Raw genomic sequence first — 19,288 nt, forward strand, 5'->3', positions numbered from 1 at the left:
ATGATTTTTGGTGATCCATATCGTTTTGCTATTTGGACAGAATATGTCCCTCAATGGGGAGGGGCTATTAAAAATGGATTGTTTTATTTAGTCATAAATGGAAATTTATATCCAGGTGATGTTAGGACGTCGACATTGTTTTCTGATCTCTATGAGATTATTGCTAACGATTGTGCTTTGATATCACATCCTCAAAATAAGGATATTTTTTCTTTACCCACAGAGGATGCATTTAAGAATTTGTTTCGTTTAGCTTATCCTGAGCCTTCTGAAGAAGATGAGTATCCTGAACAAGTATTTGACTATTGTATTACATCACCAAACGTCAGTGAGTTTGGTGGATGCTTTTTTGCTGTCGCAAACGATGTATCTTTGAGAATCATTGGTGGTATAACAGAACATCTTGTTAAAGATGAAAGTGAAGGAAGAAATATATGGGAGAGCATAGCTAAACCATTGTTAGAAGACGTAACAATATCAATAAATGAAATAAATGAAATTATGTTCAATGTAAAAGAATATGCAGACTCTCTTCTAAAATAAGTAATCCCGGCCACTTTTGCCGGGATTTTACTTTATACACCAGTCAGTTAGTGTCTTATCGCTGTGTCTTGCCGATGACCTCGATCAGCTCCGTCACCTGCTTTTGCCTGCGGGCGGAGAACTTACAGACCTTCCTTAGCGTCTGCATAATCTCCGGCTCGAGCGGCGGTGGCGGCAATGGTTCTTCTGCTGTCAGCACCAGACAATCCGGCATCACCCGTACCTTCAACGGCGTCCCGGTCTCAAAGTCCGCCTCATCAAGCCAGATTCCCTTCAGGGTGATGGATGAAGTGGCCTTGTTGGGGGTCTTCCAGTCACGGATATAACCCACGGTATAACGGCGGGTTTTTAGCTCCGGGGCTTCAGTTGTGATCATCTCTGACTTGCAATCACGCTAAAGCCGCGTTAAATATCTATTCTATCGGTCGGTTAGCCTGATGCTTCAGGATCAACGCATCCAGAATCGATGTTACTGACTTCAGTTCTTCCTCGTCCATCTGCTTAATCGCCTCAAACTTCAGCTTCAATTCATCCTGTGGTTCCCGCTCGCCATCCTCAAATCTTCCATATTAATGAGAGTAGACGTTATCAGGCATAACGTAGCAGGAGAATCAGCAGCAGGACGTTGCTGCGCTGAGTCGAGACACCGAACATGCCAACGGCAGTATCGGGCAGATCTTTAACAAAGAGGAAGAGCAAAAACGCCTGCAGACGGCGCAGCTGGTCGGTGAAATCGGCGGCCAGATGACCAGTGTGGTGGCCACCTATGGCGATCTGCAGGCGCTGGATGTCGTGCGTGCCAAAGATAGCAAATACGCCAGCATGAGCGCTGCAGAACTGCGTAATACGGAGGACTACCAGAAAGCCTTTGGCGACTACGGCATCGGCGGTAAATACCAGATGGTGGCGCAGTCGGTGAGCGGCATTCTGGCGGGCGCCGCCGGGGGCGATTTCAATAAAGCCCTGGCGGGTGGCCTGAATCCGGTGATGGCGCAGGCTATTAAGGGCACCACTGAAGGCAATGAACCTGCCAATCTGATGGCGCATGCGGTCTGGGGCGCTCTGGCGGCGCAGCTCTCAGGCGGCAATGCGGCGGCAGGCGCGGCGGGGGCATTCAGCGGCGAACTGGCGGCAAGGCATATTGCCGCAGAGATGTTCCCGAATACAAAACCTGGAGATTTGAATCAGGACCAGAAACAGCTCGTTAGCCTGCTGGGCACTATGGCGGCAGGGATCGCCGGCGGCGTGGTGGGGAACAGCACCGCAGCGGCGACCACGGGCGCGCAGGCCGGGAAGAATGCGGTTGAGAATAATTTCTTACTCAGTCTAATGACACCACCTCCGCCAGTGGCAGGGCAGACGACACCACAGACGGAAGCTAATGCAGTGCTGGCGCAAAAGCTGGATGCAGTGGTGAAAAAGTTTGGTAGTGACATAGTGAAACAGTGCCTCTCTGGGGGAGATTGTCCGGTAGCGACTCAGGTTGCTATTGCGGCAATTAAGGCAATGATAAATCAGGGAGAAAATGGCCCTTCCCATACGGGAAATAACGACGGTCAGGTTGATATCGGGCCAAATCATACAGGGAACAATAATAGTCAGAGTAATACCGGACCGAATCATACGGGTAATAATGGCGGTCAGATTAATATCGGACCAAACCACACTGGCGGAGATCAGTCGGTAGAACAATTACCGAACAATACAGGTAATAATGAAGGTGCTCCTGATCTACCAAATCACATGGAAAATCAGGGATATGATCCAAATAAAAATTCTGTTGGAAATATGGGCGAATTCCTGAAGCAGCCGGGATTTGGTAGCACCATTAAGGACAATACCCAAAAAACCAATCAGCAATACCAGGGGCAGAGCATTTATAAAGCCACTGATAATGTTGGTGGTTAGATTAAAAAAGGCGATCAGTTTTATCTGGATGGTCTACATAAAGATCATATTGAAGTTTTTGATAAACGAGGAAACTTCAGGGCTGTTCTGAATTTAGATGGTTCTATAAATGAAAGAAAAACTCAAGAAGCTGAAGGACGGAAACTAAAATGATGTCATCCTTAAATAGGCTAAAATGTAGTCTTCTCACTCTTATGGTAGAGAAAAAAATAGCATCCAGTATAAATATTGAATCAGATGTCGTTGGAAATTACGAAAAATATTCTGCTGACTTTTTAAACGCGACTAAATTGCTTGAAGAAACAATAAAAGAAAAAGATCAAGTGGCTATTAGATGTGCATTAACAAGGGTAAGAATAGCATCTTTAAACATGTCTAATCTTTACCAGGATATTATTGATGACGTTGTAATGATAAATCAGCAAGATTCTTGGCCTGAAATACCGGAAGGGTACAAACTTCCAGCACGTTATAGTGAGTCTGGTTGAGAATAACTATCTGAGCATCAAACAGCAGGTTCAGAGGGATAAAGAAATTGCTGAATGTCAGAGCATTGCTTGCAAAGCCGGTGCTAAGGCCAAATGGACAGCCATCGATCTGGGACAGGACGGCAGTTTTGCAGCAGGCATGATTGCCGGGGTTCCTGCTTCATTGTACGAAACCGTTGAAGGGATTGTAAAAGCAGGAATGAGCCCTGCTGATACTTGGAATTCTATTGCTGCTTTATTCGATGGCGATGGGCATTGAGTAATGTAAGCGATGCAATCAAACAGTCCTATATCGACAGAATAGATAAACTCACAGTCGAGTACCAGAATGCTGGAGCCAGCGGGTCATTTAATGCCGGTGTTGAAGGTGGGAAGTTAGTTACGGATATTGCCAGTCTGCTCGCTGGTGGTGCCGGAGTGGTAAAAGGAGGCGTGGTACTGACGGAGAAAGTGATCGCGAAGACCACTGGTATGGTAGAAACAGCATTAAAATCTTCGGTTGTTAATAAAATTCTGGACGCAGACCGTATTGGTAGTGGGTTAAAACCAGATCTACTCATAGGGGAGCAAGTTATCTGAGCCGTGAGCAATTGATGGATGGAAAAGTTTTCACTATCAAAGGCGGCGATGGTATAGAAAGAAAACCACTGCAAACTGAAGGAGCCTTTAACGATAAGAAAGGTATATTTGAATATATCTATGATAATAAAGGAAACGTAACGCACCAAAGGTTTATTGAAGGTGGTAGCATTACTGGTATTCCTAACCAACGACCTCCTAAGGTAAAATAATATGAATTTATATCCAATACCTTTTGATTTTATTGATAAAAACATTCATCTTTCATGGTGTGATATAAAGTGGGGTTATAAAAATAATCTCATTACTTCAGATGTGCCAATAAAGAAAGCGGAAAAAATTGTATTAACAGGAAGCAGGCCCTGTTTTAGGTTCAGGTTCAGCTCCCACAGGTGATATTATTGGTGCTATAGGTGGCGAATTTATCAGCAATGCAGTAAAGGATGAAATAAATGGAACGAAAAAATAAAGCTACTGTAGGCTTACTGTTTCTGAGCATTGCATATATGGTTTTCTGTTGCGTAATATTTTTTTCCGTGGCTCTAATAATTGTGAAATTTGTTATTAGTCATGAAGTGGATATTAAACAATCAGATATTAAACATGTTTTAGTTGCCAGTATTATTGCAGGAACAGCGACAGCATTTAGATCTTGGATTTTCGCCAAACTAGATGAACGCAAAGCCCGTAAAGTGCCCCCATCAGATCCTGATTAATCCTGTAAAAACCCCGGCCACCAGGCCGGGGTTTTACTTTATATGCCAGTCAGTTAGCACCTTACCTATACGGCCTGCCGATCGCCTCCATAAGCTCACCTGGCGTTGCCTGCGTGCTGAGAACTTACAGACCTTCTTCAGGATTTGCATGATACCCGGCGCTGCCGGGCGTTTACCGCCATCAGAATCAGGCTAACTTTTATCCGCTAAACGTCATTTCAGCCACCCATTCGGCTTCGGGCTGCTGGTACAGCGCCCAGAACGTATCGGCCACGCCGGTGGCCTCGGCGGAGTCCGGCTCAATCAGCGCTGCTACCGTGACGGATCCTACGTGTACGCCATGCGCTCTGGCATATGGGAAGAGCCCCAGCGCCAGGGCGCGAACGCCTGCTTTGCCAATGCTGATCGAGATGTATTCCGGGTTGGGGTGCACTCCCCAGCCGCCGCCGGTGAACAACAGGGCGCCACGTCCGCGGGCAAACATAGTTTTCAATGCGGCCTGGGAGGCGGCCAGCGCCCCGCCGATATTGACCGCAAGGTCGGGGTTAAAGGTGGCGATCTGCTGGTCGAGCACTGACCCCGGGTGCAGATGCGCCGCGTTGTAGTGCACCACGTCGAGGGTGCCGAATTCGGTCTCAGTCTCCTGTATTAAAGCTGCAACGGCATTGGCATCGGCGGCATCGACAACCTTAGCGTGCGCCAGGAAGCCTTTGCTGGCGAGGCGTGCCGCAAGTTCGCCAAGTTTCGATGCATTCCTTGCGGCTAAAATCACCACAAAACCTTCACGGGCGAAGCGTTCCGCCGTGGCATAGCCGATCCCCGGCCCGGCCCCAATGCTAAGAAAAGTTTTCATCATTTACTCCTCAATAAGTTCGCGAGCACTGTATCATCTGCATAAATGTAGATAATCCATCACTGGAGCATTTGTTTAATGCAAAATATGCATGAATTCAGCGAGCATCTTAAAATTGACGAGCTGGCCGCCTTTGCCGCGGTGGTGGAAAACAACGGTTTTGCCGGAGCCGCGCGCGTGCTGGACCGTAACGCTACCGTGATATCCAGAAGAATTCAGCACCTTGAATCACGGTTGGGTACCCGGCTGCTGGCTCGTTCCACGCGTCATGTTGTGCTGACCGAGGCCGGGGAGCTTTTTTACCGCCGCGTGCGGGGCATCCTGGATGAGTTACGCAATGCTCAGCTGGAAGTCAGTGAATTCACGGCTGCCCCGGTTGGAAACCTTAAAATTTCTCTGCCGCTGACCTTTGGCCGACGCTGGATTACCCCCAAACTGTCGGCCTTTTTAGCCGAGTATCCCGGCATTCACCTGGACGTCAGGTTTACCGACAGGCTGGTGGATCTGGTGGCCGAGGGCTACGATGTGGCCATCCGCGTCGGGCGTCTGACCGACAGCGCGTTGATTGCCCGCACGCTGGGGCAGTTTGAATACCAGCTTGTCGCTTCCCCGGCCTGGCTGGCACAGCGCGAGATCGCTTCCCCCGCGGACCTCAGCGAGCATCATTGCCTGGGACTGGTGAGTCATGCCAGCTGGCCAGACTGGATTCTGGTGAACGGCGACAGCAAAGCCACCGTGCGAATTAAGGGCCCGCTGCAGACGGACAATTCAGAAGCCCTGCTGCAGGCGGCGGTGGATGGGGTGGGGATTGCCCTGGTGCCCGACTGGCTTATCACGACCGAGCTTGCTTGTGGGCAACTGGTTCGGGTGTTGCCGGCCTGGAAAGGCCAGGATCGGGGCGGCGTCTACGGCATTATGCCGCCGGGTCGATTGATTCCGGCCAAAACGCGCCTGTTTATTGATTATCTTCTGCAGGAAATGGGGGAAAACCGGCCGGTCGCGTGAGGGGAAAATAAACTGCCCGGCGTAACCGGGCAGGATAGTCACTCGGCTTGAGGTATCGCGCGAGGCTTGCCTTCTTTATCCACGGCTACGTAGATGAAAATCGCCTCGGTGGCTTTATAGCGCTGGCCGATAGGCTCAGAAGAGACCTTTTTCACCCAGACTTCCACATTGATGGTGATGGACGTTGTCCCGCGCTTAACGCAGCGGGCGTAGCAGCACACTACATCGCCCACCGCCACCGGTTTCAGGAAGGTCATGCCGTCCACACGCACGGTCACGACGCGGCCATGAGCAATTTCTTTGGCCTGAATGGCGCCGCCCATGTCCATCTGCGACATCAGCCAGCCGCCAAAAATATCGCCGTTGGCGTTGGTGTCCGCTGGCATCGCCAGGGTGCGCAGCACTAATTCACCTTGCGGTAATTCGTTCGGCATTACTGCTCTTCCTTTGGCATATGACGGTAGATGTAGACGCCGCTCAGCAGGGTAAAGACCAGCGTGATGGCGGTCAGCCCGAACACTTTAAAGTTAATCCAGATGCTTTCCGGGAGCCAGAACGCCACGTAAATATTCAATAAACCACAGGCGATGAAGAACAGCGCCCAGGCGATATTCAGGCGAGTCCACACCTCGGTTGGCAAAGTGATTTCTTTACCCAGCATGCTCTGAATCAGCAGCTTGTTCATGCCGAACTGCATCACCAGCAGCGCCGCGGCGAACAGGCCGTAAATCAGCGTGACTTTCCACTTAATGAATTCGGCATTGTGGAAGTAAATGGTCAGGCCGCCAAACACGGCAACCATCACGAAGGTGACCAGCGTGGTCTTTTCCACCTTGCGGTACTTCACCCAGCTGTAAACCAGGGCGAGGGCGGTGGCGATGATCAGCGCCCAGGTGCCGACAAAAATGTCGTACATCTTATAAAAAGCAAAGAAGACAATCAGGGGCAGGAAGTCGAGAAACTGCTTCATAATCTGTTCCGTAAAGAGGTGACTCCTGACTATAACGCGCGGTCAGGAGTCGGGGAAGGTTATTGACGTATCAACATGTACAGGCGGAATAAGTAGATCAGCAGCACGGCTGAAATCAGGTTGCTTATGGTATTCGCAATCACGGCCCCGGCTTCCGGCGACAGCGCGGCAAAGCTGGATGCCAGCAGCAGTAACGCTGTTTTGGCCGCCAGCCAGGCGACGACCGCAGGGGCAACAAGGCGCATGTTCGCCCACACAAGGCGCAGGCTGCTGCGCATAGAGCGGAAAATCCCGATTTTATCCTGTACCAGCATCACTGGCGCAAGCGAAAGCAGGATAGCCAGCAGCACGCCGGGCACAACCACAAGCATGATCCCGATTTGCACCAGCAGCGTGGTCAGGAAGATCAGAATGAACATTTTGGGCAGCACGGGCGCAGAGGCACCAATCGCGCGCAGGGCGCTTACGCGCTGGCCTGCAGAAACGATTTGCATCAGCACCATCATGCTGGCCGCCAGAATAGCGTTGCCAATCAGGCCCGAAAACGTGGAGGCCGCAGACGCTTTCAGTAACACTTGCTGCTGTTCCAGCGACATATTCTGCACTAAATCAAACAGCCCGACGCTGCCCGCCAGGTTATCTCCCTCACTCAGAATCGCCATTTGTTCTTCGCTGGGCGAGAACGCACGGCCAATAATCACCGAAATTAAGGCGCAAAGTAACGCAATCAGCAATATGGTAACAAACTGATTACGCAAAAAATTCCCCGTGTCACGGTATACGGAACCTGCCGTGATAGACATGCACTCTCCTTGATGTTGCTAGCGGTTATCAATCTGGGGGCAATTGTACCCTGGATGAGGCTGCCGTGGCACCACAAAGACTTTCTATAAGCGGTTGAATAGCGTCAGTTCCGTACAGGGGCACCAGGCCGTAGCGGGCTCGTGCCCGGTTGCAGGCATCGTTGGTGACGCCGTCCTCCCCGGACATCGCAAACTCGCGGCACGGCGAAGGACGATTCTCATAAATGCCGCAGCTGACCCGCTGACCTGGCTCGCCCTCCAGCGCCACGCAGCGGCTGTTGCGCTGGTTAGTGCCGCTCATACAGCGCAGAAAAGGGGTCACCGGCTCGGTTAAATGCGAAGGGACCAGGCCGCCGGCGTCGTCGGCTTCAGCCCAGTAGAAAGAGACACGAAAGTAAGCACAACATGCACCACAAGTCATACAAGGGTTATCGCTCATCTTGCACCTGCAACTTCTGATTTCACGTTTCAACGGTTGAGGAGAACACCCAAATTAGCCAGGGCAGGGCTTTTTGCAAGAGGCGGATGAGGAAGAATTTTCAGGATGTGATTATTCACAAAGTTGATCTGGTTTCGGTTTGTTGTTTTTAACTGCGCTACCAAAAATTAATCCAGATCATTGAATGTTAAATTAGAGGATAAAGTGTGATCGGTGTTAGATCACTTTGTACTTCTTTCTGAGTATATTCAGCCCGCTGTTAAAAACCATAACAAGGGAAGGGCTATGAAAAAACTCACACTGGCATTACTGGCGATGGGATGTTTGTCCGGTGCGGCGTCGGCGCATCAGGCGGGGGAATTCTTTATGCGCGCGGGTACCGCGACGGTTCGACCCACCGCTGGCTCGGATGACGTGCTCAAAATGGGCGGCTTTAAAGTTGATAACAATACGCAGCTGGGGCTGACCTTCGACTATATGGTCACCGATAACATCGGGATTGAGCTGCTGGCGGCGACGCCGTTCCGTCACAAGGTCGGGCTAGGGCCAACCGGTGACCTTGCCACCGTGCACCAGCTGCCGCCTACGCTGATGGCGCAGTGGTACTTTGGCGATGCGGGCAGCAAAGTGCGGCCTTACGTGGGCGTCGGGGTAAACTACACCACTTTCTTTGATGCAAGCTTCAACGACACCGGCAAAAGCGCGGGCCTGAGCGATCTGAAAGTGAAAGATTCGTGGGGCGCTGCGGGTCAGGTCGGGCTGGATTATCTGGTGAACGAAGACTGGCTGCTGAACATGTCCGTCTGGTATATGGACATCGACACCACGGTGAAATTTAAAGCCGGGGAAGATCAGCAGAGCATCAAGACGCGTATCGACCCGTGGGTGTTTATGTTCTCTGCGGGTTACCGTTTTTAAGCCTCTCTTCATCGGAAGAAACTGGCTGTTTAATAGCCAGTTTCTTTGAGTGCGTACATTAAATTTCAATTAGTCATATTCTGAAATGAGATGCTATTATTCTCCGTCTTCTTTTAATGGGTAGAAAAATGGCATATATCGACTCCAACTTAATTGGCAATGAAGAAGTTTTATATCGTGGGCAGGTGACTCTGTGGGCATGGCTGCCCTGGATCCTTTGGGGGCTAATTTTAGGGTTCATGACCATCGTTGGTTTTATCCTGATTCCATTGGGGTATTTTGTTGTACGCTCCAATGAAGCGGCTATTACTAATAAGCGACTGATCGCTAAATCGGGCTTAATTAAACGTGATACCGTTGAAATCCCGATTAAGAAAATATCCAGCCTTCAGGTTCGACAAGGGATTATTGGTCGCATGCTGGGTTATGGTTCTCTGGTGATCAGTGATTCCGGGGCTGGTCACGCGCCGATTCGTTTTATTAAAGATCCAATGAGATTCAGACAGCGCTTTTTTGAATATCAGGAAGAGCTGGAAAATAAAGCAGCCAGTTAACATAACCACAATTTCTGTTAATACGGCGGCAGATCGGGGGACTAAACCGGTCGGCCGCCGTTTTTGTTTACCTTAACCCCGCGTGGCGGCTTTCATGTTCTGCACGAACTGTTTCAGTTCGCTGAGCATTACTTCAGGCTGTGTCAGGTTTTTTTCGATGATTTTCACCACCGCAGAGCCTGAAATCGCGCCTGCAGCACCGGCGGCAATGGCATCGCGTACCTGAGACGGTTCGGAAATACCAAAGCCTTGCAGAGGCGGCGCGGCCTGATATTCACCCAGTTTCTCAATTAAATGATGCAGCGGAAGCTGAGCGCGCGTTTCGGTGCCGGTAACGCCTGCACGGGAAAGCAGGTAGGTGTAACCCCGGCCATGAGCCGAAATTTCGCGCAGCAGCGTTTCGTCGGCGTTTGGCGGGCAGATGAAAATAGGCGCGACGTTGTGGCGCATTGCGGCATGGCGGAATTCAGCGGACTCTTCCACCGGCACGTCGGCAACCAACACGGAATCCACGCCCACTTTGGCGCACAGCGCATAAAATTCGTCGATGCCACGGTTAAAGACCAGGTTGGCATACATCAGCAGACCAATCGGGATCTCCGGGTATTTTTGGCGGATCGTCGCCAGCATTTCAAAGCACTGGGTTGGCGTCACGTCAGAGGCGAAAGCCCGCAGCGCCGCGCCCTGGATGGTTGGACCATCCGCCAGCGGATCGGAGAACGGAATGCCCAGCTCGAGCGCGTCCGCGCCGCCTTCAATCAGTGCATCAATAATTTTCAGCGAAAGCTCAGGGTTTGGGTCGCCCAGCGTCACGAAGGGAACGAATGCGCCTTCCTTGCGGGCCTGCAGCTGTTCAAACAGATGATGATAACGTTCCATTACATTTCCCCTCGTGCTTTCAGAATATCGTGGACGGTGAAGATGTCTTTGTCGCCGCGGCCAGAGAGGTTCACTACCAACAGCTGCTCTTTTTCAGGGTTCTCGCGCATCATTTTTAAGGCATGGGCGAGGGCGTGGGAGGACTCCAGCGCGGGAATAATCCCTTCGCTGCGGCACAGTGCCTTAAAGGCATCCAGCGCTTCGTCATCGGTAATAGAGACGTAATCGGCGCGGCCAGTGCTGTTCAGGTACGCGTGCTGCGGCCCCACGGACGGGAAGTCCAGCCCGGCAGAAATAGAGTACGACTCTTCAATTTGCCCTTCGTCGGTTTGCATCATCGGCGACTTCATGCCGAAATAGATCCCCACGCGGCCATGTTTCAGCGGCGCCCCGTGTTCGCCGGTTTCGATTCCGTGCCCGGCTGGCTCAACGCCAATCAGGCCCACGCTGGTTTCGTCGATAAAGTCGGCAAACATGCCGATGGCGTTAGAACCGCCGCCCACGCAGGCGATTACCGCGTCAGGCAGGCGACCTTCTTTTTCCAGAATCTGCGCTTTGGTTTCTTCGCCGATCATGCGCTGGAATTCACGCACGATGGTCGGGAACGGGTGCGGACCTGCGGCGGTGCCGAGCATGTAGTGCGCGGTTTCATAGCTTGCAGACCAGTCGCGCAGCGCCTCATTACAGGCATCTTTCAGGGTGGATGAGCCGCTGTGCACCGGAATGACTTCGGCCCCCATCAGGCGCATACGGAAGACGTTTGGCGACTGGCGCTCGACGTCTTTGGCTCCCATATAAATACGGCATTTCAGGCCGAGCAGGGCGCTGGCGAGGGCAGAAGCTACGCCGTGCTGACCCGCGCCGGTTTCGGCGATGATTTCGGTTTTGCCCATGCGTTTGGCAAGCAGCGCCTGGCCCAGCACCTGGTTAGTTTTGTGCGCGCCGCCGTGAAGCAGATCTTCACGTTTGAGGTACAGCGTGGTGTTGGTACCAGCCGTAAGGTTTTTGCATTTGGTCAGCGCCGTTGGACGGCCCGCGTAGTTCTTCAGCAGATCGGTAAACTCCGCCTGGAACTCAGCATCGCTTTGCGCCGCCACGAAAGCTTCTTCGAGCTGGCGCAAAGCAGGCATCAGGATCTGCGGCACGTACATCCCGCCAAATTCACCAAAATAAGGGTTCAGTAAAGTCATGGTATCTCTTCCTTAGTAAGCCCGCAGGGTCCGGAAGACCGCAGCCAGCTTGTTAGCATCTTTTATTCCCGGCGCGCTTTCCACGCCAGAGTTGAAATCCAGTCCCGCGCAGCCGGCTTTAGCCGCTTCAACGCAGTTATCCGCTCCGAGGCCGCCCGCCAGAATCACGTTGTCCAGCTTTTGTCCGGCTAACAGTCGCCAGTCAAAGCTTTGCCCGGTGCCGCCCTGGCCGTTATCGAACACGTATTTATCGACGTGCTGAAGATTCCGCTCAGGAAGCGTGTCTCCTACGCTCAACGCTTTCCAGATTTGTGTTTTCTCCGGCAGCAGCGCTCGCAGCTCAGTAATGTATGCCTGGGTTTCAGCGCCGTGAAGCTGAACTGCGCTCAGTGAGAACGTTTCTACTTTCTGCACAACTTCTGTTACCGGCGTATTTCTGAATACGCCCACGTAGCGAAGCGGGGCGGAGGCAATGACTGCGGCGGCTTTCTCATCGCTGACAAAACGCGGCGAAGTCGGGACGAAGATCAGGCCACCGTAAATAGCCCCGGCTTCCTGCGCCGCACGAGCATCTTCCCCTCGGGTCAGGCCGCAAACTTTGTTTTCACCCAGCAACACGCGGCGTACCGCGGCGTTCAGGTCATCCTCGCTCATCAACGCCGAGCCAATCAGGAACCCGTTGGCGAAGTGGCTGAGTTCACGAACCTGGGCGTAATTATTGATGCCCGATTCGCTGATCACCGTCACGCCGTGGGTCAGACGAGGCGCTAACTGGCGAGTGCGGTCCAGGTCAATGGACAGATCGCGCAGGTCGCGGTTGTTGATACCGACCACTTTGGCCCCGAGCGCGATGGCGCGCTCCAGCTCTTCTTCGTTGCTAACTTCGGTCAGCACGCCCATGTTCAGGCTGTGGGCCACGGCGGCCAGCTGGCGATACTGTTCATCGTCCAGCACCGAGAGCATCAGCAGGCAGGCGTCCGCCTGGTAAAAGCGCGCCAGATGAATCTGGTAGGCGTCGATAATAAAGTCTTTGCAAAGCACCGGCTGGCTGACAATCCCGCTGACGATCGGCAGAAAATCGAAGCTGCCCTGGAAGTATTTCTCGTCGGTCAGCACCGACACGGCAGACGCATAATGCTTATAAACACTGGCGATACGTGCCGGGTCGAAGTCATCGCGGATCGTCCCTTTAGACGGGGATGCCTTTTTGCACTCAAGAATGAAAACGGTGCGGGCACCCTGCAGCGCGTGGTAGAAGTTCCGCGTGGCTGGCACAATATCATTCTGAAAGCTCGCCAGCGGCTGCTGCTGTTTGCGGGCTTCGACCCACAGCGCCTTATCAGCCACGATGCGGTTTAAAACGGTCTCCTGCATTCCCTTATCCTCTCCCTGCGAGCGCGGTGACGCGGTCATATGCGGCCCCGCTGCGCAATACATCCAGCACTTTTTTGGCGTTAGCCTTCAAGTCTTCATGACCGTGCAATCGCATCAGCATCGCGACGTTAGCCGCGACGGCAGACTCGTGCGCGGTCTCACCTTTACCTTGTAGCAGGCGAGTCAGAATGTCACGGTTTTCTTCCGGCGTGCCGCCCGCCAGCGCTTCCTGGTGATAGGCCGGAAGGTCGAAATCGGCCGCAGTCAGCTGGTAGCTTTTGATTTCGCCGTTATTTAACTCAGCAACCAGCGTCGGCGCATGGAGCGACACTTCATCCATGCCGCCGCTGTGAACTACAGCTGCGCGTTTATAGCCGAGTACGCGCAGGGTTTCAGCAATCGGCAGCACCAGTTCCGGGCTGTAGACGCCGATCAGCGCCAGCGGCGGATGCGCCGGGTTAATCAGCGGCCCTAAAACGTTGAACAGGGTACGCGTTTTCAACTGCTGGCGAACCGGCATCGCATGGCGGAAACCGGTATGGTACTTAGGCGCAAACAGGAAGCAAACGCCCAGCTCGTCCAGCGCTTTACGGGAAGCATCCGCGTTCATTTCCAGGTTGATGCCAAACGCTGCCAGCAGATCGGAGGAGCCCGAACGGCTGGAAACGCTGCGGTTGCCGTGTTTGGCGACCTTTAGCCCGACCGCGGCGGCGACAAAGGCGCTGGCGGTGGAGATGTTAATGCTGTTGCTGCCATCGCCGCCGGTGCCGACGATATCGGCAAACTCGTAGCTCGGGCTTGGGAACGGCGCGGCGTGCTCAAGCAGGGCGGATGCAGCCCCGGCTATTTCGTTCGGGTGTTCACCGCGCACCTTCATGCTGACCAGCGCGGCCGCCAGCTGTTCTGGCTTCAGCTCACCGCGAACGATGGCGGAAAACAGCTGGTGGCTCTCTTCGCGGCTCAGGGTTTGCGCCTGATAAAGCTTGTCGAGGATCGGCTGCAGCGTATTGGCCTGCTTCAGCTTCTGCAGCGCCCAGTCGAGGGTCTGCTCCAGCAGGCGGGCGCCGTGGCTGGTGAGAATGGATTCCGGGTGGAACTGGAAGCCCACAACCCGGTCAGCCTCGTGGCGAACCGCCATCACCATGCCGTCGAAATGCGCGTTGATGGTCAGGCCGGCAGGGATGTTGCTGCCCACCAGGGAGTGATAGCGCGCCACCGGCAGCGGGTTAGGCAGCCCGGCAAACATTGCTTCACCGTCATGGGAAATAGAGGAGGCTTTGCCGTGCAGGATTTCGCCCGCCTGGCCGACGTAGCCGCCGTAAGCCTCCACAATGGCCTGGTGGCCGAGGCAAATGCCAATAATCGGCAGTTTACCGCGCATTCGTGTCAGTAATTCCGGCATGCAGCCCGCTTCGCTTGGGGCGCCTGGCCCAGGGGACAGCATCAGCACCGGGTTGTCCATGGTGGCCAGGCGTTCGATCAGCGTTTGTGCCGGGACGTGGTTACGGTAAATCACCACGTTGTGGCCGTTCGCGCGCAGCTGGTCCGCCAGGTTATAGGTGAATGAGTCGATATTATCGAGCAGCAGAATGTCAGCCATTAGAAAATCTCCTGGGCGTGATGCGCGGTAGCAATGGCGCGCAAAACAGCGCGGGCTTTGTTGCGGGTTTCGTCGGCTTCGGACTGCGGGTCTGAATCAAGGACAACGCCAGCGCCGGCCTGCACGGTGGCAATGCCGTCTTCGACGTAGGCTGAGCGGATGACGATGCAGGTATCGAGGTCGCCGTGGGCGGTGAAGTAACCCACCGCGCCGCCGTAGCTGCCGCGACGAACGCCTTCGGCCCCGGCAATCAGCTGCATCGCACGCACTTTCGGCGCGCCGCTCAGGGTGCCCATATTCATACAGGCGCGGTAGGCGTGCAGCACGTCCAGGTCGTGACGCAGCTCGCCGACAACGCGGGAAACCAGATGCATCACGAAGGAGTAGCGGTCGACTTTGGTTAAATCCGCCACGTAGCGGCTGCCCGGCGTACAAATGCGGGCGAGATCGTTCCGCGCCAGGTCAACCAGCATCAGGTGTTCTGAGAGTTCTTTATGGTCGGTACGCATTTCCAGCTCGATGCGGCTGTCCAGGTCTCGATCCAGCGATCCGTCGGCGCGGCGGCCACGAGGGCGGGTGCCGGCAATCGGGTAGATCTCAATCTGTCGGTTGGTGGCATCATATTTGAGCGAGCTTTCCGGGGAGGCGCCGAACAGTGTGAAATCGTTGTCCTGCATAAAGAACATGTACGGGCTTGGGTTGCTCTTCTTCAGCGTCTGATAAGCCGCCAGCGGTGACGGGCAAGGCAGCGAGAAGCGGCGGGACGGCACAACCTGGAAAATTTCACCGATGCGAATGGCTTTTTGCATCTGGCGAACAACCGCCCCGAACTCTTCGTCTGTCTGATTGACATCGCAGCTCATGTGCTCAACTTTCTGCACCGGCAGGGCAGCGGGCTCTTCACTGATTTGCTGGCGCAGCTGTTCGGTGCGTTTCTGCAGGCGCTGTTTTTCGCTCACGGAAGGCGTAAAGAGGCTGGCCTGAATGCGGGTTTGTTTTTTCTGGTGATCGATGGTCAATAAGGTTTCGGCCAGGTAGAAGCAGTAGTCCGGGCAGCGGTTGTGCTGTTTAAGCTGCGGCAGGTCCTCAAAACCGGCCACCAGGTCGTAGGCAAACAGACCGCCGAAGAACATCGCATGGCGTTCATCCGCGGGCACGCTCACCAGTTCCTGCATAATGCGGAATGCGTCAAAGACCGACAGCGAGCACAGGCGCGCGTCTTCATCTAATAACGTGCTGACCGTTGGGAAGCGAAGGGTGCGGCCATCCGGGAAGTGCTCGTTTTCGACACCAGCCGGCAGGGCGGCATCCAGCAGAGGCAGCAGGGAAGCGCCGTTAGCAGACAAGGCCTGTAAGGTGACGGTGTCACCTAAGGCCGTAATGCGCATGGCGCTATCGACCAGCAGCAGGCTTTTTAAGTCGTCTTTGCTGTCGATGTCTGCGGATTCCAGCAGCAGCGTCGCAGGGCGCGCGCCGCACAGCTGGTGGAAAAGGGCCGTTGGGTTTTCACGGTAGGCAGCTTCGCTGCTCAGGAGTTCAAGTGCCGGTTTTTGTGTTTGCATTTTAGTTCTCAAATTTTGTTCAAAAAAAAGCCCGCATCGTTGGCGGGCCTGGTATCTGTGCTGTTAAACAGCGTACGCGATCGCACCGCCCGAGTTCAGGGAGTACGCCACCAACCGTGCAGGGAATTCATCGCTTTCATTTCAGATACCTCGTCATGTGAACTTGCGTACTAGTAAACTGGTTCGCGGCTATATTGTCAATACTGATTTTTTAAAATAGCCGATTATCGTTATCATGGGCCGCTAAATTTCTGTTTATCCATTCTGGAGCCATTTTGAGCGAGCCCACCTTGGCCACGATCCACGATTTACACAGCCACACTACCGCCTCGGACGGCCTGTTGTCTCCTGAAGCTTTGGTTAATCGCGCCGTAGATATGCGCGTCACGGTACTTGCCATTACCGATCATGACACCGTGGCTGGTCTGCCTGCCGCAAGGGCTGAAATGCAGCGCCTGAATTTACCGCTACAGTTAATTAGCGGCGTTGAAATCTCCACCGTCTGGGAAAATCACGAAATCCATATCGTTGGCCTGGGTATTGATGAACAGCACCCGGCGCTGAAGCTTTTTCTTGAACAGCAAAGTGAACGCCGCAGCCAGCGCGCCGTAATGATTGCCGAACGTCTGGATAAAGCGTGTATTCCCGGAGCGCTGGAAGGGGCAATGCGTCACGCAGGCAGCGGGGCAATTACCCGCGGGCATTTCGCTCGTTTTCTGGTCGAGCAGGGCAAAGCCAGCAATATGGGCGATGTTTTCAAAAAGTATCTGGCTAAGGGGAAAAACGGATACGTTCCGCCCCAGTGGTGTACAATAGAACAAGCTATTGATGTAATTCATCATTCTGGCGGGCAGGCGGTGCTGGCGCATCCAGGGCGCTACGGCCTGACCGCAAAATGGCTAAAACGACTGCTGGCGCACTTTGCCGAACACGGTGGCGATGCCATGGAAGTTGCGCAGTGCCAGCAGGCTCCCAACGAACGCACCCAGCTTGCGAGCTACGCTAAGCAGTTTAATCTGCTGGCGTCGCAGGGGTCTGATTTTCATCTACCCTGCGCGTGGATTGAACTGGGCCGTAAGCTGTGGCTACCGGCGGGCGTTGAGCCCGTCTGGCAGCACTGGGAGCAGAGCCGCATCGCTAAAGAGAGGGCAGTATGAGTCAGTTTTTTTATATCCACCCGGATAACCCGCAGCCGCGCCTGATTAATCAGGCCGTCGATATTATTCGTAAAGGCGGGGTCATTGTTTACCCTACCGATTCCGGCTATGCGCTGGGCTGCAAGATTGAAGATAAGGGCGCCATGGAGCGCATTTGCCGTATTCGTCAGCTCCCCGATGGCCACAACTTTACCCTGATGTGTCGGGATCTGTCGGAGCTGTCGACATACGCCTTTGTCGACAACGTGGCATTCCGTCTGATTAAAAACAACACGCCGGGGAATTACACCTTTATCCTGAAGGGCACCAAAGAGGTTCCCCGCCGCCTGCTGCAGGAAAAACGTAAAACTATCGGTTTGCGCGTGCCGTCAAACCCGATTGCGCTGGCGCTGCTTGAAGTGCTGAATGAGCCGATGCTCTCGACTTCGCTGATGCTGCCGGGTAGCGAGTTTACCGAGTCCGATCCTGAAGAGATCAAAGATCGCCTCGAGAAAGTGGTGGATCTGGTTATCCACGGTGGCTATCTGGGGCAGCAGCCCACCACGGTTATCGATCTGACTGAAGACGCGCCGGTTGTTATGCGCGAGGGCGTCGGGGACGTTAAACCTTTCCTGTAAGGAAATCGCTATGGCCCGATTTAACATTGATGTTCTGGCTTCTCAATGCGGCGTGACGCCCGCCAATATTCGTAGCTGGCAGCGTTATGGGTTGATCAAGCCGCAGGTGGATGAGAACGGGCACCGTTTTTTTGATTTTACCCACTGTTCGCAGGTCGCCGCGATTGTTGGCTGGCTTGAGAAAGGGGTAGCTCTGTCGGATATGCTGGCGCTGCTGAAAGGCGAGGAGATATCTCCGCCTTTCAGATGGCTCGACGTTCAGGAAGCCCTGCTGGCGCAGTGTGAAGCGATGCAGCCGGCGAAGCTCCGGGGGCTCATCTGGCGCTATGGCCGCGAAGTCCCGCCCGCCATTTTTATTGATGAGGTTATCCGCCCGCTGAGACTATGGCTTAACGCTGATGCACAGCAGGAACAGGCGATGAGTAGCGCATTACTTGATACGGCGCTGATTGAATATGCGACGTTCGTCCTGGCCAGCGGGCGTAAGCGCCCGGGCGGTAGTCTGTTTATTCTGGCGCTGTCGCTTGAAGATCCCGTCGAGCTTTGGCTGGAAGGGATCCGTTTTGCCAGCGACGGTTTTTGCGTTGAGGTCCTGGATCGCGGCATTCCCTGCCCGGATCTTAGCCGTATTCATGCGGACCACATTATGATTTGGTCTGACAAAACGCTGACAGCCAGTCAGCGAACGACATACGACCTTTGGCAAAGCGAAGGCCGACCGGTATTCCTTGCTGGAGTACCCGCGAATATAGAGCGAAAAAACGCCCGGTTATCATTTTCTGGTGTACCTACGAATTAATCCCTGGACGGTGATAACTAAAAAGAGGCCCCTGGCCTCTTTTTTATGTGCCGAAGTTTCATAAGCAGTCAAAACAATGGGATAACCTTAATGTCGATAAGCTAATTAGCTGCTGAAGGCATAATAAAAAACCATGAATAAATATAATAATATTTATGTATGAGAGCGATTTCATAATTAATTTACTGCGCTATTAATATTCTGCTTAACATTTTATAATACTGTGTAAAATCAGATGGTTAATAAACAGTTACATTCGAAGTGATGTTGAAACCTTTTAGCAGGATTGCGCAAGGAGCACGCTCTCATTTCTTATTGGATATTGTTGTTCTTA

The 19,288-nt window shown here is 53.4% G+C and carries 26 protein-coding genes, 2 pseudogenes and 1 other annotated feature; of the genes and pseudogenes, 14 read left to right on the forward strand and 14 right to left on the reverse strand.

The annotated features are described in order from the left end of the window. On the forward strand, positions 1 to 543 hold the full coding sequence (locus F3J28_RS05010; protein WP_166873345.1) for an immunity 42 family protein: 543 nt from the start codon (positions 1 to 3) through the stop codon (positions 541 to 543). Between the two features lie 55 nt (positions 544 to 598). Here F3J28_RS05010 and F3J28_RS05015 read toward each other — a convergent pair whose 3' ends face one another. The 3 genes and pseudogenes from F3J28_RS05015 to F3J28_RS22425 form a co-directional block, all read right to left on the reverse strand. After that, positions 599 to 919, reverse strand: coding sequence for a SymE family type I addiction module toxin (locus tag F3J28_RS05015; RefSeq protein ID WP_166873348.1), 321 nt, complete (start codon positions 917 to 919; stop codon positions 599 to 601). Between the two features lie 37 nt (positions 920 to 956). Next, positions 957 to 1,103: pseudogene (locus F3J28_RS22590) on the reverse strand (helix-turn-helix domain-containing protein); the annotation flags it as partial. Between the two features lie 28 nt (positions 1,104 to 1,131). Beyond that, entirely contained in the window at positions 1,132 to 1,590 is a 459-nt protein-coding gene (locus F3J28_RS22425) for a hypothetical protein (protein WP_286177930.1), read from the reverse strand. Here F3J28_RS22425 and F3J28_RS22430 point away from each other — a divergent pair. From F3J28_RS22430 to F3J28_RS05050, 7 genes are all read left to right on the forward strand, one after another. Then, positions 1,582 to 2,451, forward strand: a complete 870-nt coding sequence (locus F3J28_RS22430) for a VENN motif pre-toxin domain-containing protein (RefSeq protein ID WP_286177932.1) — start codon at positions 1,582 to 1,584, stop codon at positions 2,449 to 2,451. The genes F3J28_RS22425 and F3J28_RS22430 overlap by 9 nt on opposite strands. A gap of 149 nt (positions 2,452 to 2,600) precedes the next feature. Then, entirely contained in the window at positions 2,601 to 2,939 is a 339-nt protein-coding gene (locus F3J28_RS05035; protein WP_166873351.1) for a hypothetical protein, read from the forward strand. After that, positions 2,926 to 3,198 (forward strand): hypothetical protein, encoded by a 273-nt coding sequence (locus F3J28_RS22360; protein WP_205247074.1) that lies wholly within the window; start codon positions 2,926 to 2,928, stop codon positions 3,196 to 3,198. Before F3J28_RS05035 ends, F3J28_RS22360 begins: the two co-directional genes overlap by 14 nt. Beyond that, a complete protein-coding gene (locus tag F3J28_RS22365; protein ID WP_205247075.1) occupies positions 3,195 to 3,518 on the forward strand; it encodes a hypothetical protein in 324 nt (107 codons plus the stop codon). Before F3J28_RS22360 ends, F3J28_RS22365 begins: the two co-directional genes overlap by 4 nt. A gap of 14 nt (positions 3,519 to 3,532) precedes the next feature. Next, entirely contained in the window at positions 3,533 to 3,730 is a 198-nt protein-coding gene (locus F3J28_RS22370; protein WP_286177933.1) for a hypothetical protein, read from the forward strand. A gap of 1 nt (position 3,731) precedes the next feature. Beyond that, positions 3,732 to 3,914 carry a DUF2247 family protein gene (locus F3J28_RS05045; protein WP_286177934.1) on the forward strand — a complete coding sequence of 61 codons (183 nt, stop codon included), beginning with the start codon at positions 3,732 to 3,734 and terminating at the stop codon, positions 3,912 to 3,914. Positions 3,915 to 3,970: 56 nt separating this feature from the next. Next, positions 3,971 to 4,234, forward strand: a complete 264-nt coding sequence (locus tag F3J28_RS05050; protein WP_166873354.1) for a hypothetical protein — start codon at positions 3,971 to 3,973, stop codon at positions 4,232 to 4,234. Positions 4,235 to 4,267: 33 nt separating this feature from the next. On the opposite strand, the pseudogene F3J28_RS22595 reads toward F3J28_RS05050, so the two are convergent. Together F3J28_RS22595 and F3J28_RS05055 are read right to left on the reverse strand one after the other, a co-directional pair. Beyond that, a pseudogene (locus F3J28_RS22595) lies at positions 4,268 to 4,393 on the reverse strand (hypothetical protein); the annotation flags it as partial. Positions 4,394 to 4,433: 40 nt separating this feature from the next. Continuing rightward, positions 4,434 to 5,090, reverse strand: coding sequence for an SDR family oxidoreductase (locus F3J28_RS05055; RefSeq protein ID WP_286177935.1), 657 nt, complete (start codon positions 5,088 to 5,090; stop codon positions 4,434 to 4,436). A 75-nt stretch (positions 5,091 to 5,165) separates the two neighbouring features. Here F3J28_RS05055 and F3J28_RS05060 point away from each other — a divergent pair, with 75 nt between their 5' ends. Next, positions 5,166 to 6,092 carry a LysR family transcriptional regulator gene (locus F3J28_RS05060; protein ID WP_166873357.1) on the forward strand — a complete coding sequence of 309 codons (927 nt, stop codon included), beginning with the start codon at positions 5,166 to 5,168 and terminating at the stop codon, positions 6,090 to 6,092. 38 nt (positions 6,093 to 6,130) lie between these two features. Here F3J28_RS05060 and yciA read toward each other — a convergent pair whose 3' ends face one another. Genes yciA through F3J28_RS05080 form a run of 4 tightly spaced genes read right to left on the reverse strand, consistent with a single transcriptional unit; the run spans position 6,131 to position 8,304 of the window. Beyond that, on the reverse strand, positions 6,131 to 6,526 hold the full coding sequence (gene yciA / locus F3J28_RS05065; RefSeq protein WP_008454281.1) for an acyl-CoA thioester hydrolase YciA: 396 nt from the start codon (positions 6,524 to 6,526) through the stop codon (positions 6,131 to 6,133). Then, complete coding sequence (locus tag F3J28_RS05070; protein WP_166873360.1) at positions 6,526 to 7,062, reverse strand: septation protein A; 537 nt, start codon at positions 7,060 to 7,062, stop codon at positions 6,526 to 6,528. The genes yciA and F3J28_RS05070 overlap by 1 nt, the downstream gene beginning before the upstream one ends. A gap of 59 nt (positions 7,063 to 7,121) precedes the next feature. Further along, the gene (locus F3J28_RS05075) at positions 7,122 to 7,865 is read right to left on the reverse strand and encodes a YciC family protein (RefSeq protein ID WP_039294109.1); all 744 of its coding nucleotides are present in this window, start codon (positions 7,863 to 7,865) and stop codon (positions 7,122 to 7,124) included. A gap of 28 nt (positions 7,866 to 7,893) precedes the next feature. Beyond that, positions 7,894 to 8,304 (reverse strand): YkgJ family cysteine cluster protein, encoded by a 411-nt coding sequence (locus tag F3J28_RS05080; RefSeq protein ID WP_166873363.1) that lies wholly within the window; start codon positions 8,302 to 8,304, stop codon positions 7,894 to 7,896. Between the two features lie 285 nt (positions 8,305 to 8,589). On the opposite strand from F3J28_RS05080, the gene ompW reads away from it, so the two are divergent. Together ompW and F3J28_RS05090 are read left to right on the forward strand one after the other, a co-directional pair. Next, positions 8,590 to 9,222 (forward strand): outer membrane protein OmpW, encoded by a 633-nt coding sequence (gene ompW / locus F3J28_RS05085; protein ID WP_008454288.1) that lies wholly within the window; start codon positions 8,590 to 8,592, stop codon positions 9,220 to 9,222. A 128-nt stretch (positions 9,223 to 9,350) separates the two neighbouring features. After that, the gene (locus F3J28_RS05090) at positions 9,351 to 9,776 is read left to right on the forward strand and encodes a PH domain-containing protein (protein WP_166873365.1); all 426 of its coding nucleotides are present in this window, start codon (positions 9,351 to 9,353) and stop codon (positions 9,774 to 9,776) included. A 72-nt stretch (positions 9,777 to 9,848) separates the two neighbouring features. On the opposite strand, the gene trpA is transcribed toward F3J28_RS05090, so the two are convergent. From trpA to F3J28_RS05115, 5 genes are read right to left on the reverse strand one after another with little or no spacing between them, the layout of a single operon-like run. Next, positions 9,849 to 10,655, reverse strand: coding sequence for a tryptophan synthase subunit alpha (trpA, locus tag F3J28_RS05095; RefSeq protein ID WP_166873369.1), 807 nt, complete (start codon positions 10,653 to 10,655; stop codon positions 9,849 to 9,851). Then, on the reverse strand, positions 10,655 to 11,845 hold the full coding sequence (gene trpB, locus F3J28_RS05100; RefSeq protein WP_008454293.1) for a tryptophan synthase subunit beta: 1,191 nt from the start codon (positions 11,843 to 11,845) through the stop codon (positions 10,655 to 10,657). The genes trpA and trpB overlap by 1 nt, the downstream gene beginning before the upstream one ends. Before the next feature lie 12 nt (positions 11,846 to 11,857). Beyond that, entirely contained in the window at positions 11,858 to 13,219 is a 1,362-nt protein-coding gene (gene trpCF / locus F3J28_RS05105; RefSeq protein WP_166873372.1) for a bifunctional indole-3-glycerol-phosphate synthase TrpC/phosphoribosylanthranilate isomerase TrpF, read from the reverse strand. A 4-nt stretch (positions 13,220 to 13,223) separates the two neighbouring features. Beyond that, positions 13,224 to 14,819, reverse strand: a complete 1,596-nt coding sequence (gene trpD / locus F3J28_RS05110; protein WP_166873375.1) for a bifunctional anthranilate synthase glutamate amidotransferase component TrpG/anthranilate phosphoribosyltransferase TrpD — start codon at positions 14,817 to 14,819, stop codon at positions 13,224 to 13,226. Further along, positions 14,819 to 16,381: an anthranilate synthase component 1 gene (locus F3J28_RS05115; protein ID WP_166873378.1), complete on the reverse strand. Its 1,563-nt coding sequence runs from the start codon at positions 16,379 to 16,381 to the stop codon at positions 14,819 to 14,821. Before F3J28_RS05115 ends, trpD begins: the two co-directional genes overlap by 1 nt. A 21-nt stretch (positions 16,382 to 16,402) precedes the next feature. Further along, positions 16,403 to 16,500 (reverse strand) — a sequence feature (Trp leader region). A 138-nt stretch (positions 16,501 to 16,638) separates the two neighbouring features. Between F3J28_RS05115 and rnm the strand changes: the two genes are divergently transcribed. From rnm to F3J28_RS05130, 3 genes are read left to right on the forward strand one after another with little or no spacing between them, the layout of a single operon-like run. Beyond that, positions 16,639 to 17,538 (forward strand): RNase RNM, encoded by a 900-nt coding sequence (rnm, locus tag F3J28_RS05120; RefSeq protein WP_502706895.1) that lies wholly within the window; start codon positions 16,639 to 16,641, stop codon positions 17,536 to 17,538. Beyond that, positions 17,535 to 18,155 (forward strand): L-threonylcarbamoyladenylate synthase, encoded by a 621-nt coding sequence (locus F3J28_RS05125; protein WP_008461305.1) that lies wholly within the window; start codon positions 17,535 to 17,537, stop codon positions 18,153 to 18,155. The genes rnm and F3J28_RS05125 overlap by 4 nt, the downstream gene beginning before the upstream one ends. A 10-nt stretch (positions 18,156 to 18,165) precedes the next feature. Next, positions 18,166 to 18,954 carry a MerR family transcriptional regulator gene (locus F3J28_RS05130; protein WP_286177941.1) on the forward strand — a complete coding sequence of 263 codons (789 nt, stop codon included), beginning with the start codon at positions 18,166 to 18,168 and terminating at the stop codon, positions 18,952 to 18,954. Positions 18,955 to 19,288: the final 334 nt, after the last annotated feature.

The sequence above is a fragment of the Enterobacter sp. Ap-1006 genome (genome assembly GCF_011752835.1).
GTDB lineage: Bacteria > Pseudomonadota > Gammaproteobacteria > Enterobacterales > Enterobacteriaceae > Cedecea.

What these genes read in the sequence shown, in the direction of transcription:
- F3J28_RS05050 (WP_166873354.1), top strand. Translation starts at nt 3,971, where the DNA reads ATGGAACGAAAAAATAAAGCTACTGTAGGCTTACTGTTTCTGAGCATT.
- F3J28_RS05010 (WP_166873345.1), top strand. Translation starts at nt 1, where the DNA reads ATGATTTTTGGTGATCCATATCGTTTTGCTATTTGGACAGAATATGTC.
- F3J28_RS05090 (WP_166873365.1), top strand. Translation starts at nt 9,351, where the DNA reads ATGGCATATATCGACTCCAACTTAATTGGCAATGAAGAAGTTTTATAT.
- F3J28_RS05045 (WP_286177934.1), top strand. Translation starts at nt 3,732, where the DNA reads ATGAATTTATATCCAATACCTTTTGATTTTATTGATAAAAACATTCAT.
- F3J28_RS05035 (WP_166873351.1), top strand. Translation starts at nt 2,601, where the DNA reads ATGATGTCATCCTTAAATAGGCTAAAATGTAGTCTTCTCACTCTTATG.
- F3J28_RS05070 (WP_166873360.1), bottom strand. Translation starts at nt 7,062, where the DNA reads ATGAAGCAGTTTCTCGACTTCCTGCCCCTGATTGTCTTCTTTGCTTTT.
- yciA (WP_008454281.1), bottom strand. Translation starts at nt 6,526, where the DNA reads ATGCCGAACGAATTACCGCAAGGTGAATTAGTGCTGCGCACCCTGGCG.
- F3J28_RS05015 (WP_166873348.1), bottom strand. Translation starts at nt 919, where the DNA reads ATGATCACAACTGAAGCCCCGGAGCTAAAAACCCGCCGTTATACCGTG.
- trpB (WP_008454293.1), bottom strand. Translation starts at nt 11,845, where the DNA reads ATGACTTTACTGAACCCTTATTTTGGTGAATTTGGCGGGATGTACGTG.
- F3J28_RS05075 (WP_039294109.1), bottom strand. Translation starts at nt 7,865, where the DNA reads ATGTCTATCACGGCAGGTTCCGTATACCGTGACACGGGGAATTTTTTG.
- ompW (WP_008454288.1), top strand. Translation starts at nt 8,590, where the DNA reads ATGAAAAAACTCACACTGGCATTACTGGCGATGGGATGTTTGTCCGGT.
- trpA (WP_166873369.1), bottom strand. Translation starts at nt 10,655, where the DNA reads ATGGAACGTTATCATCATCTGTTTGAACAGCTGCAGGCCCGCAAGGAA.
- F3J28_RS05080 (WP_166873363.1), bottom strand. Translation starts at nt 8,304, where the DNA reads ATGAGCGATAACCCTTGTATGACTTGTGGTGCATGTTGTGCTTACTTT.
- F3J28_RS22370 (WP_286177933.1), top strand. Translation starts at nt 3,533, where the DNA reads ATGGATGGAAAAGTTTTCACTATCAAAGGCGGCGATGGTATAGAAAGA.
- F3J28_RS05125 (WP_008461305.1), top strand. Translation starts at nt 17,535, where the DNA reads ATGAGTCAGTTTTTTTATATCCACCCGGATAACCCGCAGCCGCGCCTG.
- F3J28_RS05055 (WP_286177935.1), bottom strand. Translation starts at nt 5,090, where the DNA reads ATGATGAAAACTTTTCTTAGCATTGGGGCCGGGCCGGGGATCGGCTAT.
- F3J28_RS05115 (WP_166873378.1), bottom strand. Translation starts at nt 16,381, where the DNA reads ATGCAAACACAAAAACCGGCACTTGAACTCCTGAGCAGCGAAGCTGCC.
- F3J28_RS22430 (WP_286177932.1), top strand. Translation starts at nt 1,582, where the DNA reads ATGGCGCATGCGGTCTGGGGCGCTCTGGCGGCGCAGCTCTCAGGCGGC.
- F3J28_RS05130 (WP_286177941.1), top strand. Translation starts at nt 18,166, where the DNA reads ATGGCCCGATTTAACATTGATGTTCTGGCTTCTCAATGCGGCGTGACG.
- trpD (WP_166873375.1), bottom strand. Translation starts at nt 14,819, where the DNA reads ATGGCTGACATTCTGCTGCTCGATAATATCGACTCATTCACCTATAAC.
- F3J28_RS05060 (WP_166873357.1), top strand. Translation starts at nt 5,166, where the DNA reads ATGCAAAATATGCATGAATTCAGCGAGCATCTTAAAATTGACGAGCTG.
- trpCF (WP_166873372.1), bottom strand. Translation starts at nt 13,219, where the DNA reads ATGCAGGAGACCGTTTTAAACCGCATCGTGGCTGATAAGGCGCTGTGG.
- F3J28_RS22425 (WP_286177930.1), bottom strand. Translation starts at nt 1,590, where the DNA reads ATGCGCCATCAGATTGGCAGGTTCATTGCCTTCAGTGGTGCCCTTAAT.